Source organism: Oceanobacillus neutriphilus, assembly GCF_014645515.1.
GTDB classification, from domain to species: Bacteria; Bacillota; Bacilli; order Bacillales; family Amphibacillaceae; genus Oceanobacillus; species Oceanobacillus neutriphilus.
On the sequence record NZ_BMLW01000008.1, the window covers coordinates 168,265 to 184,313 of the forward strand.

The 16,049-nt window shown below is 37.8% G+C and carries 12 protein-coding genes and 2 pseudogenes; 13 read left to right on the forward strand and 1 reads right to left on the reverse strand.

What is annotated here, in order from left to right:
* Nucleotides 1-36 precede the first annotated feature (36 nt).
* The 8 genes from dnaK to IEX29_RS14460 all read left to right on the forward strand — a co-directional run bounded on the left by dnaK (nt 37) and on the right by IEX29_RS14460 (nt 10,074).
* The gene (gene dnaK, locus IEX29_RS14425; RefSeq protein WP_188735078.1) at nt 37-1,878 is read left to right on the forward strand and encodes a molecular chaperone DnaK; all 1,842 of its coding nucleotides are present in this window, start codon (nt 37-39) and stop codon (nt 1,876-1,878) included.
* 181 nt (nt 1,879-2,059) lie between these two features.
* Complete coding sequence (gene dnaJ / locus IEX29_RS14430; RefSeq protein ID WP_188735079.1) at nt 2,060-3,193, forward strand: molecular chaperone DnaJ; 1,134 nt, start codon at nt 2,060-2,062, stop codon at nt 3,191-3,193.
* Between the two features lie 99 nt (nt 3,194-3,292).
* Entirely contained in the window at nt 3,293-4,234 is a 942-nt protein-coding gene (gene prmA, locus IEX29_RS14435; protein WP_188735080.1) for a 50S ribosomal protein L11 methyltransferase, read from the forward strand.
* Nucleotides 4,235-4,251: 17 nt separating this feature from the next.
* Nucleotides 4,252-5,019, forward strand: a complete 768-nt coding sequence (locus IEX29_RS14440; RefSeq protein WP_188735081.1) for a 16S rRNA (uracil(1498)-N(3))-methyltransferase — start codon at nt 4,252-4,254, stop codon at nt 5,017-5,019.
* A 120-nt stretch (nt 5,020-5,139) separates the two neighbouring features.
* Nucleotides 5,140-5,766: a YdeJ family lipoprotein gene (locus IEX29_RS14445; RefSeq protein ID WP_188735082.1), complete on the forward strand. Its 627-nt coding sequence runs from the start codon at nt 5,140-5,142 to the stop codon at nt 5,764-5,766.
* A 763-nt stretch (nt 5,767-6,529) separates the two neighbouring features.
* Complete coding sequence (locus tag IEX29_RS14450) at nt 6,530-7,243, forward strand: response regulator (RefSeq protein ID WP_188735083.1); 714 nt, start codon at nt 6,530-6,532, stop codon at nt 7,241-7,243.
* Complete coding sequence (locus IEX29_RS14455; RefSeq protein ID WP_188735084.1) at nt 7,240-8,316, forward strand: sensor histidine kinase; 1,077 nt, start codon at nt 7,240-7,242, stop codon at nt 8,314-8,316. The genes IEX29_RS14450 and IEX29_RS14455 overlap by 4 nt, the downstream gene beginning before the upstream one ends.
* 24 nt (nt 8,317-8,340) lie before the next feature.
* Nucleotides 8,341-10,074, forward strand: a complete 1,734-nt coding sequence (locus IEX29_RS14460; RefSeq protein WP_188735085.1) for an ABC transporter ATP-binding protein — start codon at nt 8,341-8,343, stop codon at nt 10,072-10,074.
* Between the two features lie 424 nt (nt 10,075-10,498).
* On the opposite strand, the pseudogene ftsZ reads toward IEX29_RS14460, so the two are convergent.
* Nucleotides 10,499-11,443, reverse strand: a pseudogene (gene ftsZ, locus IEX29_RS14465) (cell division protein FtsZ); the annotation flags it as partial.
* Nucleotides 11,444-11,748: 305 nt separating this feature from the next.
* Between ftsZ and IEX29_RS26750 the strand changes: the two are divergent.
* The 5 genes and pseudogenes from IEX29_RS26750 to IEX29_RS14490 all read left to right on the forward strand — a co-directional run.
* Nucleotides 11,749-11,919 carry a hypothetical protein gene (locus tag IEX29_RS26750; RefSeq protein ID WP_229720229.1) on the forward strand — a complete coding sequence of 57 codons (171 nt, stop codon included), beginning with the start codon at nt 11,749-11,751 and terminating at the stop codon, nt 11,917-11,919.
* A 395-nt stretch (nt 11,920-12,314) separates the two neighbouring features.
* Complete coding sequence (locus IEX29_RS14475; RefSeq protein ID WP_188735088.1) at nt 12,315-13,385, forward strand: carbohydrate kinase; 1,071 nt, start codon at nt 12,315-12,317, stop codon at nt 13,383-13,385.
* 11 nt (nt 13,386-13,396) lie between these two features.
* The gene (locus IEX29_RS14480; protein ID WP_188735089.1) at nt 13,397-14,323 is read left to right on the forward strand and encodes a pseudouridine-5'-phosphate glycosidase; all 927 of its coding nucleotides are present in this window, start codon (nt 13,397-13,399) and stop codon (nt 14,321-14,323) included.
* A 114-nt stretch (nt 14,324-14,437) separates the two neighbouring features.
* On the forward strand, nt 14,438-15,658 hold the full coding sequence (locus tag IEX29_RS14485; RefSeq protein ID WP_188735174.1) for a NupC/NupG family nucleoside CNT transporter: 1,221 nt from the start codon (nt 14,438-14,440) through the stop codon (nt 15,656-15,658).
* 116 nt (nt 15,659-15,774) lie between these two features.
* Nucleotides 15,775-15,915 (forward strand): annotated as a pseudogene (locus IEX29_RS14490) (YiaA/YiaB family inner membrane protein); the annotation flags it as partial.
* Nucleotides 15,916-16,049: the final 134 nt, after the last annotated feature.

Here is a 16,049-nt window from a genome sequence, read left to right on the forward strand (position 1 = left end):
TAGATGTCATTGAAGGATTTAAGGAGGAAATGAAGAATGAGTAAAATTATTGGAATAGACTTAGGAACAACAAACTCATGTGTATCAGTTATGGAGGGTGGCGAAGCAGTCGTTATCCCTAACCCGGAAGGAAACCGTACAACTCCTTCTGTTGTATCTTTTAAAAATGGTGAAAGACAGGTTGGGGAGGTTGCTAAACGTCAGGCAATTACAAACCCGAACACAGTTCAATCTATCAAACGTCATATCGGTACAGATTATAAAGTAACTGTTGAGGATAAAGAATATACACCACAAGAAATTTCAGCAATCATTTTGCAATATATCAAATCCTATGCAGAAGATTATATCGGTGAAAAAGTAGAGAAAGCTGTTATTACAGTTCCTGCTTACTTTAATGATGCTGAACGTCAAGCTACAAAAGACGCTGGTAAAATTGCAGGTCTTGAAGTTGAACGTATTATTAACGAACCGACAGCAGCAGCACTTGCATATGGTATTGATAAAGATGATCAGGATCATACAATTCTTGTATATGACCTTGGCGGTGGTACATTTGATGTATCTATCTTAGATATCGGCGATGGTACATTCGAAGTTGTTGCAACAGCCGGAGATAATCGTCTTGGCGGAGATGACTTTGACGAAGTAATCATCAAGCATATGGTAGAAGAGTTCAGAAAAGAAAACGGCATTGACCTTTCTAAGGATAAAATGGCTGTACAGCGCTTGAAAGATGCTGCAGAGAAAGCGAAGAAGGATTTATCCGGTGTTGCACAGACACAGATTTCTCTTCCATTTATCACAGCCGGCGATGCAGGTCCATTACACTTGGAAATGACATTATCCCGTGCGAAATTTGATGAACTGTCATCTGATTTAGTAGAACGTACAATGAAACCGACACGCCGTGCACTTTCTGATGCAGGATTATCTAAAAATGATATCCACAAAGTTATCTTAGTTGGTGGTTCTACACGTATTCCAGCGGTACAGGAAGCAATTAAAAAAGAATTAGGACAGGATCCTTCTAAAGGTGTTAACCCGGATGAAGTAGTAGCACTTGGTGCAGCTATTCAAGGCGGCGTATTACAAGGAGACGTTAAAGACGTATTATTACTTGACGTAACACCACTTTCATTGGGTATCGAAACAATGGGTGCTGTATTTACAAAATTGATTGAGCGTAATACAACAATACCGACAAGCGCATCACAAACATTCTCTACAGCAGCAGATAATCAAACAGCAGTAGATATTCATGTACTTCAAGGGGAACGTGAAATGGCAGCAGATAACAAAACACTCGGCCGTTTCCAATTAACTGATATTCCGCCGGCACCACGAGGAATGCCTCAAATCGAAGTATCCTTTGATATTGATGCTAATGGTATCGTGAATGTTAGAGCGAAAGATTTAGGAACAAATAAAGAACAATCTATTACAATCAAATCTTCCTCCGGTTTATCTGATGATGAAGTAGACCGCATGGTAAAAGAAGCGGAAGAAAATGCGGATGCGGATAAAGCACGCCGTGAAGAAGTAGAGCTTCGCAACCAGGCAGATCAGCTTGTATTTACAACAGATAAAACATTGAAAGATTTAGGCGATAAAGTTTCTGATGAAGACAAACAGCAGGCAGAAGCTGCGAGAGATGAATTAAAAGAAGCTTTAGAGTCTAATGATCAGGAACAAATCAAAGCGAAGAAAGATGCTTTGGAAGAAAAAGTTCAGCAGCTTTCAGCTAAGCTTTATGAGCAGGTTCAGCAGGAGGCTCAAGCATCACAAGGAGCAGAAAATGCTGACGGCCAGCAAGGTGACGACGTTGTTGATGCTGATTATACAGAAGTCGACGATGACGATAAAGAAAATAAATAATAAATAATTACTGAATAAAAGTCAAAGTCAGGATTTCCTTGGCTTTGACTTTTTTACAGATGAATACAGAACATGAACGCTGGCAATCAGTTTAATTCAAAGCAGATATTCATTGTTGCCACAAACAAATGAATGATGATATGATTAAACTTATGCAATCAGAGTTTCGGGAGTGAGTAATTTGGCAAAACGTGATTATTATGATGTTTTAGGCGTGGATAAGGGTGCCTCGAAGGATGAGATAAAAAAGAGTTACCGGAAGCTGGCCCGTAAATATCATCCAGATGTAAACAAAGAAGAGGGCGCAGCGGATAAATTTAAAGAAGTAAAAGAAGCTTATGAAGTATTAAGTGACGATCAAAAGAAAGCACAATATGACCAATTTGGGCATGCAGGAGCCCAAGGCCAGGGATTCGGCGGTTTTGGCGGCGGTGGCGGCGCTCAAGACTTTGGCGGATTCAGTGATATTTTTGATATGTTCTTTGGCGGCGGCGGGCGTACGCGAGATCCGAACGCTCCACAACAGGGAGACGATCTGCAATATACGCTGATTCTTGATTTTGAAGAAGCAATTTTTGGAAAAGAAACCGATATTGAAGTAGCGCAGGAAGAGGAATGTGACACTTGTCATGGCTCAGGAGCGAAACCGGGTACGAAGGTAGAAACATGCTCACACTGTCATGGCTCAGGTCAATTAAACCAGGAACAAAATACGCCGTTTGGCCGTGTGGTTAATCGCCGTGTTTGTCATTATTGTAATGGAACAGGTAAAATCATACCTGAAAAATGTGAAACCTGCGGCGGTTCCGGAACAGTGAATAAAAAGAAAAAAATTCATATTAAGATTCCGGCAGGTATTGATGAGGGGCAGCAAATCCGTGTCTCTGGAAAAGGAGAGCCAGGAAAAAATGGCGGGCCTGCAGGCGATTTGTTTGTTGTAATCCGCGTTCGCAAGCATGATTTCTTTGTCCGGGAAGGCGACCATATTTTCTGTGAATTACCGCTTACCTTTGCACAGGCTGCTTTAGGAGACGAAATAGAAGTTCCTACTGTACACGGCAAGGTTAAATTAAGAATTCCTGCAGGTACACAAGCAGGAAAAACTTTCCGTCTGAAAGGAAAAGGTGCGCCAAATGTTCATGGAAGAGGTCATGGAGATCAACATATTAAAGTGAAGGTTATGACACCAACCAACTTAACAGACAAACAAAAGGATTTATTGCGTCAATTTAATGAACTAGGTGGACATGAATCCACAGATGAACAAGGGGATAATATTTTCCAACGTTTTCGTAAAGCGTTCAAAGGTGACTGATCAGGGTATCCTCCAGCTTGAATTTTGATGATATTTTCAGGGTAAAGCTGGAGGTACTTCTGTTTACATAGATATTTTATAAGGACGGCGGTGTTCAATATGAAATGGTCAGAGATTACCATTCTTACAACAAACGAAGCAGTGGAGCCTATTTCAAATATTTTGCATGAAACAGGTGCGAGCGGATTAGTTATCGAAGATCCACTGGATCTGGAGCGTTTTGAAGGAGAAGGATTTGGAGAAATCGTGGAGTTAGATCCTGAGAACTATCCGGATGAAGGGGTCCGTATTAAGGCGTACCTGCCGATGAACAGCTTTTTAGGAGAAACTGTTGAGGAAATCAAACAGGCAATTAACCAATTACTTCTTTATGATATCGATTTAGGGAAAAATCAGGTAACCATAAGCGAGGTCCATGAAGAAGAATGGGCGAGCGCCTGGAAGAAATACTACAAGCCGGTTAAAATATCTAACCGGATCACAATCACTCCGACATGGGAGGACTATAAACCGGTATCTACAGATGAATTAATTATCGAGCTGGATCCGGGAATGGCTTTTGGTACTGGCACACATCCTACCACAGTATTGAGTATTCAAGGTTTAGAAGCCTATATAGAGCCTGGTGATAAAGTGATTGATGTAGGCTGCGGCTCAGGCGTCTTAAGCATCGCTTCTATAAAATTAGGTGCTGAATCTGTACAGGCTTTTGATTTAGATGAAGTAGCTGTGCATAGTACAAAACTGAATGTGAAATTAAATCATCTTCAGGATAAGGTAACAACGAAACAAAATAATTTACTGGACGGTGTAGAGGGTCAGGTGGATGTGATTGTCTCTAATATTCTCGCTGAAATTATTGTCCGTTTTGTAAGAGAGGCTTATAATAACCTTCGTCCAGGCGGTCATTTTATTACTTCAGGTATTATTCAAAAGAAGAAACAGTCCGTTCGTGATCAGTTAGTAGAAGCAGGATTTGATATCATTTCAGTCAGCGAGATGGAAGATTGGGTTTCCATTGTTGCAAAAAAACCGGAATAAAAGCAGGTGGAATTAGAATGCAGCGCTACTTTATCTCGAAAGAACAAATACAAGACCCATCGGTCCGGATTCTTGGAGACGATGTCCATCACATGACAAAGGTTATGCGGAATAAGCCTGGTGATAAGTTTATTTGCAATACAGAGGACGGAAAATCAGCTCTTTGTAAAATAGAAGAAATAAACGAAACAGAAGTACAAGCAGTGATTGAAGCCTGGCTGGATGAATCAGCTGAATTACCAGTGGAAGTCACCATTGCACAAGGAATTCCTAAAGGAGATAAATTTGAATGGATTCTTCAAAAGGGGACTGAGCTGGGGGCAGCAAAATTTATTCCGTTTGCAGCAGAGAGATCTGTTGCAAAATGGGATGACCAGAAATTTCATAAAAAAGCAAAACGCTTTGAGAAAATTACCAAGGAAGCAAGTGAACAGAGTCATCGCAATCGGATTCCTGAACTGTCTCCTGTTATGCAATTCAAAGATTTATTAGAAGAAAGCGAATCCTATACAGTAAAGCTTTTTGCTTATGAAGAAGAGGCTAAAGGAGCAGAAAAAAAATCTTCTCTTTTTGCGTCTGTATTGGATAATATATCTGAGAATGACCGAATTCTGCTTGTGATAGGTCCTGAGGGCGGGATTTCTACGGAAGAAGTGAATCATCTTAAAGAGTCCGGTTTCCAGGCAATCAGGCTCGGTAAGCGTATTTTGCGTACAGAAACAGCAGCTTTATATGCGCTGGCCAGTATTTCTTATCATGTGGAAGAATTAAGATATAAATTGTAGAGGTAAAATAGCCGGATAAAGGTTGTTTTGCCTTTTTTTAAGAATAAAAAAGCCTGTCAAAATGCTGAAATATAGCCGCTCCACTGGTTTTCTTAAAAGTTATTAAGCGAGGGATGTAAAATGAAAAGAACATTAGCTTCAATAATAATTTTAATAATCACCGCAATACTTTTTTCAGGTTGTAATGATGATGCTAAACAAAGCAGTGATAGTGAGGACAGAGCTGTGGAACAAAAGGAAAATTCTGAAGAAAACAGATCCACAAATAAAACAGGTGATGACTCTGGAAACACCTCAGAAGAAGCAGATTCTACAGAAAAGCCGTCCAAAGAAGAAGGAAGCAAAGACGATAATGCATTGGCAGGATACCCTGCTGATGAAATTGAATTCGCCCGTGTCTGGCTGCAAATTATAGGAAATCAGGATATAGAGGAATTAAACGTTTACCATACTTCTGCCGGGGAACTAGTAAATCCCTATGATGAAACTAGTGTTGATTATCCAGAAGACGTTATCAGCTTAGGAGGAGGAATTATGGCAGATGGTATCGTGACTTACAGCGGTAATGGGGATGGTACAATTAATTTGTATGATGTGCCTTCACACTGGCCAAGTGAGGAACAAATAGATATTTCAATGGAGGAATATACGGAGAATATCATTAAAAATACGGAACAGATTTATATTGAAACAGGCAACGATGAGGAAGTAATCGCATTAATTGAAAAGCTAAATATTGAGAATTAAAAGCAAGACACGCGGAATTAAATTCGCATGTAACAATCAAGGCATGGCCCGGCCTTTTATTTTGAAACGGGATCTTTAGGAACAGTTAGGAGTTGGACATTAAATTCTCCTGCTGGAAAAAGCGGTATGCTGATAGTATTTTAATTTACCGCAGCTGGTAACAGCAGGTTTTATCCAGGTCTGTAGGAAGAAGTTGCAAAGAAACTGTGGCAACTCTTCCTTTTTCCACGTTATGTCCGCTGATAAATCAAGACTAATCTCCAAATAATTATCCTTCATCATTTTCAAATTCAGAGTGCTATCAAGTTCATTATTGGCTGTGTCATCAGGTATTATTGTGATTTTCGTGCTGTTTGCATCCTGATAACACTGTACATTTTCAGTTAATTATTAGCAGTCTGGAATAGTACCCAAATCCAAATCTATCGCCAATAAGTTCTCTTTTGCCTTCTGAATCCGAATTCTTCTGGGAAATTTACTTTGTAATGAAATACTTTAAGGTGATTTTATTTTAGCTGTAAGTTCTTATTTCTCCGCCTTCCATGTTTCTAATATTGATTTTACCAGAATATTGATCTTGCTTGTGCTCCAATATGCTGGTTCTGAAGTCGAACTGTTCAAATCATTTTTATACTGTATGGTGCAGCTATATTAAAAAGTTCATATTGAGTTCATAATTATATTATATACTGTTCTATGTTATCCAAAAGAGTAACAGACTGCTTATTGATTTCAAATTCGGCTATGCTTTTGTATTTATTGTATGCTGATAGTATCCATATTGAAAAAAGGACTGAGTAACTTGGCAAAAATCTTAATCGTTGATGATGATACACATATTCGGGAATTAGTAGGGCTGCTTCTTCGTAATGAGGGATTTCAAGTTTATGAAGCATCAGATGGCATCAAAGCTTTAAAAAAATTAGAATCCGTTCAAGTCGATATGGTAATCCTTGATATTATGATGCCAAATATGGATGGATGGGAACTGTGTCAGGAACTTCGGGAATTTTACGATTTTCCTGTGCTTATGCTGACTGCCAAGAGAGAAACTTCTCAAAAGTTAAAAGGGTTTGATATGGGGACTGATGATTATCTTGTGAAGCCATTTGAGCCGCTTGAACTTGCAGCTCGTGTAAAGGCGTTGTTGAAACGGTCCCAGATTTCAACTTCACAAACCATACAGATAGGAAATCTGCATCTCAACAAAAAAACGTATGAAGTCAAATTTCAGGCTGAAGAATTTATTCTGCCATTAAAGGAATTTGAATTACTGTTTCTTATGGCAAGCTATCCAGGAAAAACATTTACACGTGAACAATTAATCGAAGAAATTTGGGGCTATGATTATGAAGGTGATGAGCGGACCGTGGATGTTCATATTAAACGGCTTCGCAGCAGATTTTCAACTAAAGATAACGATTTTGAAATAAAAACGGTGCGCGGGCTGGGCTATCGATTGGAGATGCAATCATGAATAGAACACGTTTGAAAATGCTCGCAGGTTTCTTGACTGCGATTGTATCATTAAGCCTCTGTTGGATGGCAGCTTTTTATATAACGGACTTTATTTACAGTTATCTCGATATCAGTTTCCGGCCATTTCTTACTCAGTTAATTAATTCGTTACTTGGATTCTTTATTTTTAGCGGTGTTATGTTTGTAATTGCACGCTTTTCAGTTCGGCAAAGAAATAACCATATAGAATTTTTCCAATCCATTACGGATGCTATGAAGCAGATTGCTACAGGGGATTATAATGTTAATTTAAATAAAATTTCCGGTCATGATAATCCAGGGGACCCTTTTGGAGAAATCGTTGATAACATCAACTATATGGCAAAGGAGCTAGGTGAAATGGAGCAAATGCGGCAGGAATTCGTCTCCAATGTCTCCCATGAGATCCAATCACCGCTTACATCTATCAGCGGTTTTGCGCGGGCACTGCAAAGCGATAAGCTCAATCAGGATGAACGACAGCATTACCTTTCGATTATTGAAACGGAAAGTCAGCGTTTATCCAAGATAAGCGATAATTTACTCAAATTAACCTATTTGGAATCAGAGCATCATTTGTTTGAAGTAAAACAATATCGGCTGGATAAACAGATAAGAAACAGTGTCCTGTCATGTGAGCCGCAATGGACAGCCAAAAATATAGAAATGAATCTTTCATTGGAGAAAACGGACATTGTTGCCGATAAAGAATTGCTGGATCAGGTTTGGATGAATCTGCTGAACAATGCCATTAAATTTACTCCGGATGAAGGAAACATTCATTTATCTCTGTATCATCAGCAGAATCAACTTATTTTCGAAATTACTGATACAGGAATAGGCATAACAGAAGAAGAACAGCTTCATCTGTTTGAAAGATTCTATAAAGCCGATAAAGCACGAATCCGTAATGCCGGTGGAAGCGGTCTGGGGCTGTCCATTGTAAAGAAAATTATCGATATGCATGAAGGGACAATACTTGTAAAAAGTAAACCAAAAGAAGGAACAACTTTTAAAATTTCATTTGGGGACTATCCCCATCATAATAAATGATCACAAGAACAGGAGTAACAGGTTATGAAAAATAAACAAAGTGGCATTAAGCCATTCATTTCTCTTATTTTATCTACAAACATTCCAAAACTGGCATTAACGTTTGGTCTGATTGCAAGTGTGTTTACAACAATTGCGGGGCTTGTCGTTCCGCTATTAACTAAGAATTTAGTAGATGGTTTCTCGGTATCATCTTTAAGCGTTACCCTGGTCGTCGCAATAATTGCAGCGTTTGTGCTCCAGGCAGTAATCAGTGGAGTTTCTACTTATCTGCTCACCGCCGTTGGACAGAAAATCGTAGCTAAACTGCGTGAAAATATGTGGATTAAACTGATTCGTCTGCCAGTCAGTTATTTCGATAAAACTTCCAGCGGTGAAACAGTAAGCCGGGTAGTCAATGATACCAATATTGTAAAGGATTTAATTTCAGAGCACTTTCCACAGTTTATTACAGGCATTATTTCCATTATTGGTGCAATAACGATTTTGCTGATTATGGACTGGAAAATGACGCTAATCATGATGCTCGCTGTACCGATTACAGTAGCAATTATGCTTCCTCTTGGCCGCAGGATGTCCAAAATATCTCGCGGTTTACAGGATGAAACTGCAGTGTTTACCGGAAACATTCAACAAACACTCAGTGAAAGCCGTTTAATGAAATCATCTAATGCAGAAGAAAGTGAGGAAGGAAAAGGATTATCCGGAATTGGAAACTTACTTGGTTTTGGACTTAAAGAAGCAAAGATTTTTGCGCTAATCGCTCCATTGATGCAATTTGTGGTCATGCTTGTTATCGTCATAATTATTGCTTATGGCGGTCTGCGTGTTGCAAATGGAACCATGTCAACCGGTTCACTGGTTGCTTTCTTGCTATACCTTTTCCAAATTATCATGCCAATTACGTCATTTGCTATGTTTTTCACACAATTGCAAAAAGCAAAAGGGGCGACAGAACGGATTATCGAGATATTAGATATTCCATTGGAGGAAGGTCAGAATGGACTGAGTATGGATGTTGCTGACAAACCTGTCCGCGTTAATCATGTTTCGTTTGCCTACGATGAAGATGATTCTGTTTTAGAAGACGTTTCTTTTGTAGCGCAGCCTGGTGAAATGATAGCATTCGCTGGCCCGAGCGGCGGCGGTAAAACAACAATGTTTGGTTTATTGGAACGTTTTTATGAACCGACATCTGGTGAAATAGAGATTGGTGATACCCCAATCAGGGACTTATCAATGAAATCGTGGCGCAGTCAAATTGGTTATGTATCACAAGAAAGTGCCATGATGGCAGGAACGATACGGGAAAACCTGTGTTATGGATTACAAAACTGGGAAGAGATACCTGATGAACGGCTATGGGAAGTTGCTAAAATGGCCTACGCCGATCAATTTATTAAATCTTTTCCTCATGGATTAGATACCGAAGTTGGTGAACGAGGTGTGAAACTTTCGGGTGGTCAAAGACAACGAATTGCGATTGCGCGTGCTTTCCTGCGGGATCCTAAGATTCTTATGATGGATGAGGCAACCGCAAGTCTTGACAGCCAATCAGAAAGTGTCGTTCAGCAAGCATTGACCCGTTTAATGGAAGGACGAACAACCTTTGTCATTGCACACCGTCTATCAACCATCGTTCATGCAGACAATATTATTTTCATTGAAAAAGGACGTATTACAGGAAGCGGAACACACCAGGAGTTAAGTCAATCACATGAATTGTATCGGCAATTCGCCAAGCAGCAATTGGCTTAAGTGAAAATATTCACTTTAATACTCTATTACAGAACTTGTTTGTATTTAATATAGTTCTAAATAAGTGCTGACTACAAATTATTAAGATGATTGATATAACGATAGAAAATAAAATCTTTAATTTAGAAAAAGCTAATAATAATCGGTAAAAGCCAATAGTCATTCTTTCAAAGCTGGTTTTTGGGACGGGCATTCTATCATTGGAGCTTCTCTTTTTCATAAGCTTAAGTAACTATCTTTTTAAAATCATTTTCGCTTTATAAAGAAATCACGTATAATAAATGTAAGGTATAAGCATTGCAGAAATTCTGCAATGCTCTATTTTATCCACAGAAATAAGGAGATAAAGGGAAAAGTATTCCCCTTTATCTAAACATATTTCTAAGGTTAAGAAGTGAAAATGTTTATTTTAGTATCACAAAATATCTTGATCATCGAAACCTGTCGCAATGATGGTCACTATAATTTTATCGTTTAAATTTTCATTAATGACTGAACCAAAAATCATATTTAAATCGTAATCTGAGATAGAACTAATAATATTTGCTGCTTCTTGTATTTCATATAGATTTAAATTTGTACCACTTGTGAATTTCAAAAGAACGTCTTTTGCGCCATGGATGGACGTATCAAGTAACGGGCTGGATAAAGCTCTCTGTACAGCTTCGGCTGCACGATCTTGACCTGTTGCGCTGCCAATTCCTATTAAAGCAGAACCTTTATCAGACATGATTGCTTTCACGTCAGCAAAATCAACATTGATTAAACCCGGCATTAAAATTAAATCCGTAATACCTTGGATACTTTGTCGCAGGATGTTATCCGCTTCACGGAATGTTTCAAGGATAGGTGTATTTTTATGTATAATCTTCAATAGGCGATCGTTTGGAATGACAATTAATGTATCTACTATTTTTTTCATCGCGTTGATTCCAATTAATGCTTGTGTTGAACGCTTACTCCCTTCAAACGTAAAGGGATGAGTTACAACACCAACAGTCAGTATATCAAACTTACGAGCAATTTGAGCAATAGCTGGAGCTGCCCCCGTTCCTGTACCACCACCCATCCCAGCTGTAACGATTATCATGTCTGCCCCTTTTAGTGCCGCTTGAAGCTGCTCTTTGCTTTCTTCAACTGCCTTTTCGCCTAAATTTGGATTTGCTCCTGTTCCCAGTCCTTTTGTCAATGTTGTACCGATTTGTATCTTGTTCTCCGCTTCGGATAAATTCAGCGTTTGTGTATCTGTATTAACTGCTATAAATTCTACATTTTGAACTCCATGCTCTATCATACGATTTATAGTATTATTTCCTCCGCCACCGACACCAATCACCTTTATAGTGGCTGCATTTGTATTAAAATCCATATTATAATCCCCCTCGACTATAAAAATTGCTTTGCCTTCATTTATTTAAATTTAACTAAAGAAAAAGGCATTATTAAGCATTCCTTTAAGAAATTTGCTTAACAATGCCTTTCATTGAATCTCCATGCAAAATAAGGTAGGATTCAACACCCCAAAAAGGGAGCCCTTTTTAAATCATATTAATGTAATTCAATTTGTAAATCAATATATTCAGCCTAATATTTTATTTTAGAAAAAAATTCTGATGCAAAAATTAAAAAGGGGTATGAACTGTTTCTCTTTTAACGACGGCTTGTCAATCAGTTTTGGACAATCATATCCTGGGTGTAGAAGGATATGGGAAAGCTGTAGGAGTTGCCGATGATACAGCAGCTCTTTATCATGGAGATTCATTAAAACAGTTGAATCGTATTTCAGATGAAGATATTCTCTCCAGGGGGTACCTATACTTGATTGCAAATCAGTATTTCCTATGATTCTTTCCAAATATCTTTTATCGTCTGTTTTGTTTTTAATCAATATAGCTATTATTCTACGCATAATTTACCCCCCTTCATAATTAGATACAGACTAATATAGTTAAACAATTACTTTTATGTTGTCTAAACTTTTCGATTGTTAAATTCCCAGATATGATTCCAAATTATCCATAAGCATTAGTAGTGACCTAAACCGTTATCTTTAAAGGAATATTGGTTTATATATGCCATTTGTTAAAGACAGTAATTTTTATAAATAATAATTCATTATTTATAAAAGCGTTTGCATAAAACTTAGAATCATGTTACGTTATTAAAAACAAACACCTGTTTAATAAACAAACTTTTGTTTAAATGGAGTCATAACAATATAGAAATGAGAAGGTGAAGGCATGGAGAAAGAAATCTTAAAGTATATTAGACAAAATCCATTTATTTCCCAGCAAGAATTAGCTGAAAAAGTTGGTTTATCAAGATCTGCTACAGCCGGATATATATCAAATTTAAGTAAAAAAGGAGAAATAAAGGGTAGAGCATATATTTTAAAAGAAAAAGATTCCATTACTTGTATTGGCACAATGAATTATGATAGTAAAGTTCATGCAAAAGAAGAATTGCAAATTGGAACAGCCAACCCTGTAAAAAAATCAGAGTCGTGCGGTGGAGTAGCAAGGAATATATCAGAGAACTTAGCTCGTCTAGGAGTCTCTGTATCATTAGTTTCTTGTGTTGGTAATGATAAAGAAGGAATGTGGGTAATGGAAGAGACGAAACTAAGTGGAGTGGATACAAGCTTGGTAAAAGTATTACCAGATGTTAGAACGGGCGCGTACACAGCTGTTTTAGACACGGAAGGAGATATGTATATTGCGTTAGCTGATCTTGACATTAATAACTATATTACACCTAAAATGATTGAGGAAAATTGGTCTCATATCATAGCAACGGAATCTGTTTTTATAGACACAAATATATCTAGAGAGAGTTTATCTTTTATTATTGAAAGATGCCGTAATGAAAAAATTAAATTGTATTTAGATCCAGTTTCACTGTCAGATGCAGAAAAGTTACCAAATGATTTATCAGGAATTGATACGATTTTTCCGAATTGTAAAGAAGCTGAGTTTCTATCAGGAATAACCAATATAAGAAGTGTAGAAGATTGCAAGCGAGCTGCTGAATTAATCAAGGAAAAAGGTGTTACCAATGTGATTATTACATTAGGTGGTAAAGGAGTGTTTTATTCCGTTACAGGAGAAGAACAAATGATGTCCGGCAGCAAATTAAAGGTTGTAGATACTACAGGCGCCGGTGACGCGTTTGCCGCTGGTTATATTTATGGGGTTATTCAAGGTTTTCCCCCTAAAAAAGCATGTGAATTGGGAATGAAATCTTCCCAATTAACTTTACAAACCACTAAGTCTGTTTATCCAAATTTACGAACTGAATTATTAGAAAACTAGAGGTGATCATTGTGGAACAATTATTAGAAATATCGCAAGAAGTACAAGAAAGCATACAGAATAATTTACCGGTTGTTGCATTAGAAACAACATTAATATCCTTCGGTTTGCCTTATCCGGAAAATTATCAAACTGGGCTGGAGATGGAACGTATCATCAGAGAAAGTGGTGCTATTCCTGCGACAATCGGAGTGGTTGATGGAAAAGTTAAAGTTGGGTTGTCCTGTGATGAAATTAAACGGTTTGCAACAGATTCGGCAGTGACCAAAGTAAGTGTCCGTGACATGCCTTACGCCTTATCACAAAATTTATTAGGAGCAACTACCATTGCTAGTACGATGATGATCGCTGAGAAAGTGAATATCAAAGTATTTGCAACAGGAGGATTAGGAGGGGTGCACCGTAAAGTAGAGGAGACCTGGGATATTTCCGCAGATTTAATAGAAATATCCAACCGGTCTGTCACTGTAGTCAGCTCAGGCGCTAAATCAATTTTAGATTTGCCTAAGACAATCGAATATCTTGAAACGTTAAGTGTTCCTGTAATTGGTTACCAAACGGATAAGTTTGCTTCTTTTTATTCTAGAGAAAGCGGCGTACTTGCTAATTACCGATTAGATTCTGTAAACGAGATTGCCGCATTAATGAAAACAAAATGGGAATTAGCACTTCATGGCGGTTTGCTTATTGCTAATCCTGTACCAGCTGATCAGGAGATTCCTTACGATGTAATTAATTTTTATATTGAAGAGGCGGTTCAATCGGCTCACGAAGAAGGAGTTAAAGGAAAAGATATAACACCGTATTTATTAAAAAAAATAAATGAACTTACAAAAGGAGAAAGTTTGCAAACAAATATGGCTTTAGTAAAGAGCAATGCCAAAGTTGGAGCAGAAATCGCAATCGCATATCAGCAATTAATCAATAAAGACAGCTAAATGAACAGTGATTCGGAAGAGAGTTAGTGGCATGTAGTGGTACACCTTCTTATTGTAAACATTTAAAAGGTAAAAAATTGTGTATTCGATTTTACAAATGGAGGAGAATGAATGATGAATATCTTATGGGGAATAGGCGGAATAGTAGTCGTCTTGGGACTTGCATTGCTAGTTTCGGTAAATCGAAAAGCAATCAAAATACGAACCATTAGCATCGCATTAGCATTACAGGTTTTCTTTGGATTTATTGTTTTAAAATGGGAAGCGGGAAAAAATGTACTCGAGGGGATTGCTAATGTGTTTGGGAAAATGATTGATTCGTCAGCTGCCGGTATAGACTTTTTATTTGGTGGGGTTTTCGAAGGGGAAAATATCGGATTTGTTTTTGCCTTTCAAGTATTACCAACTATTATCTTTGTTGCTTCCTTTATTTCTATTCTATATTATTTAGGCATCATGCAATTTATTGTCAAACATCTTGGTGGTGCACTCTCAAGGTTATTAAAAACAAGTAAGGCAGAATCTATTTCGGCCGCAGCAAATATATTTATGGGACATACAGAGGCCCCTTTAACAGTTAAACCATATATTAGCCGTATGACGCAATCAGAGATTTTCACCATTATGGCTGGAGGTTTAGCAACGGTTTCTGGAGCGAATTTAGCTGGCTATTACATTTTAGGGATACCATTGGAATACTTATTGGCTGCAAGCTTTATGGCTGCCCCTGCTGGTTTACTAATGGCAAAAATGATTGTTCCTGAAACTGAAATCAGTGAAACAGCCAATAAAATTAATCTTGAAATTGATGATTCAGATAAGCCGACTAATGTGATTGACGCAGCAGCAAAAGGAGCAGGCGATGGATTAAAAATAGCATTGAATGTTGGAGCAATGCTGGCAGCATTTATCTCATTGATTGCATTAGTTAATCTACTTGTGGGAGGGGTAGGGAGTCTCTTTGGTTACGATAAGCTGTCTATTGAATTAATCTTCGGATATATTTTTTCACCACTCGCATTTATTATGGGTATTCCAATGAATGAAGCATTAGTTGCTGGTTCATTACTAGGTCAGAAGGTAATTATTAATGAAATGGTTGCCTATGTAGCGTTCATTCCTGAAATGGCAAGTCTTTCAGATAAAACAAATATGATCGTTAGCTTTGCATTATGTGGATTCGCCAATATTGGTTCAACTGCAATTCTAATCGGAACAATTGGAGGTATGGCACCAAATAAACGGTCTACTGTAGCAAAATTTGCAATTCGAGCTGTAATCGCAGGAACATTAGCCAATTTATTAAGCGCTTCCATAGCTGGTATGTTTTTTTAGATTAGATAAGCTCTACTTTGCTATATATACAACAAAGTAGGGCTTTGGTTTCTTGCCTGGGCAGCTTTATTCATTAGTGTATCTGCTTATCTTATCGGTCTGTTTAACGCAGGAATGGAATTGATCTATATAATGCCGACAGAAACGTTTTAAGTGAAAAAGGATTCTATGGTATGGCATTTGTACTTAGTTTATTTTCAGCAGTAGCGGTGCAGAAAAATATTAAAGATACAGAGCAGGCCAGAGAAAGAGATTAAAAATGGAATAGGTTAACCGAATATGAAGAGCTTAATTTCTTTAATAGGATAAAGATATTAGGCTTTTTAATAGTCCTGATAGTGACATCGATTGCCAATCGGTATTTGAAAGATTTGACAGTTGGGCGAATAAA

Bases quoted from the DNA above. Each gene is read 5' to 3' on its own strand.
- IEX29_RS14440 (WP_188735081.1), top strand. From the start codon at position 4,252: ATGCAGCGCTACTTTATCTCGAAAGAACAAATACAAGACCCATCGGTC.
- IEX29_RS14445 (WP_188735082.1), top strand. From the start codon at position 5,140: ATGAAAAGAACATTAGCTTCAATAATAATTTTAATAATCACCGCAATA.
- IEX29_RS14455 (WP_188735084.1), top strand. From the start codon at position 7,240: ATGAATAGAACACGTTTGAAAATGCTCGCAGGTTTCTTGACTGCGATT.
- IEX29_RS14485 (WP_188735174.1), top strand. From the start codon at position 14,438: ATGAATATCTTATGGGGAATAGGCGGAATAGTAGTCGTCTTGGGACTT.
- IEX29_RS14460 (WP_188735085.1), top strand. From the start codon at position 8,341: ATGAAAAATAAACAAAGTGGCATTAAGCCATTCATTTCTCTTATTTTA.
- IEX29_RS14475 (WP_188735088.1), top strand. From the start codon at position 12,315: ATGGAGAAAGAAATCTTAAAGTATATTAGACAAAATCCATTTATTTCC.
- IEX29_RS14450 (WP_188735083.1), top strand. From the start codon at position 6,530: ATGCTGATAGTATCCATATTGAAAAAAGGACTGAGTAACTTGGCAAAA.
- prmA (WP_188735080.1), top strand. From the start codon at position 3,293: ATGAAATGGTCAGAGATTACCATTCTTACAACAAACGAAGCAGTGGAG.
- dnaK (WP_188735078.1), top strand. From the start codon at position 37: ATGAGTAAAATTATTGGAATAGACTTAGGAACAACAAACTCATGTGTA.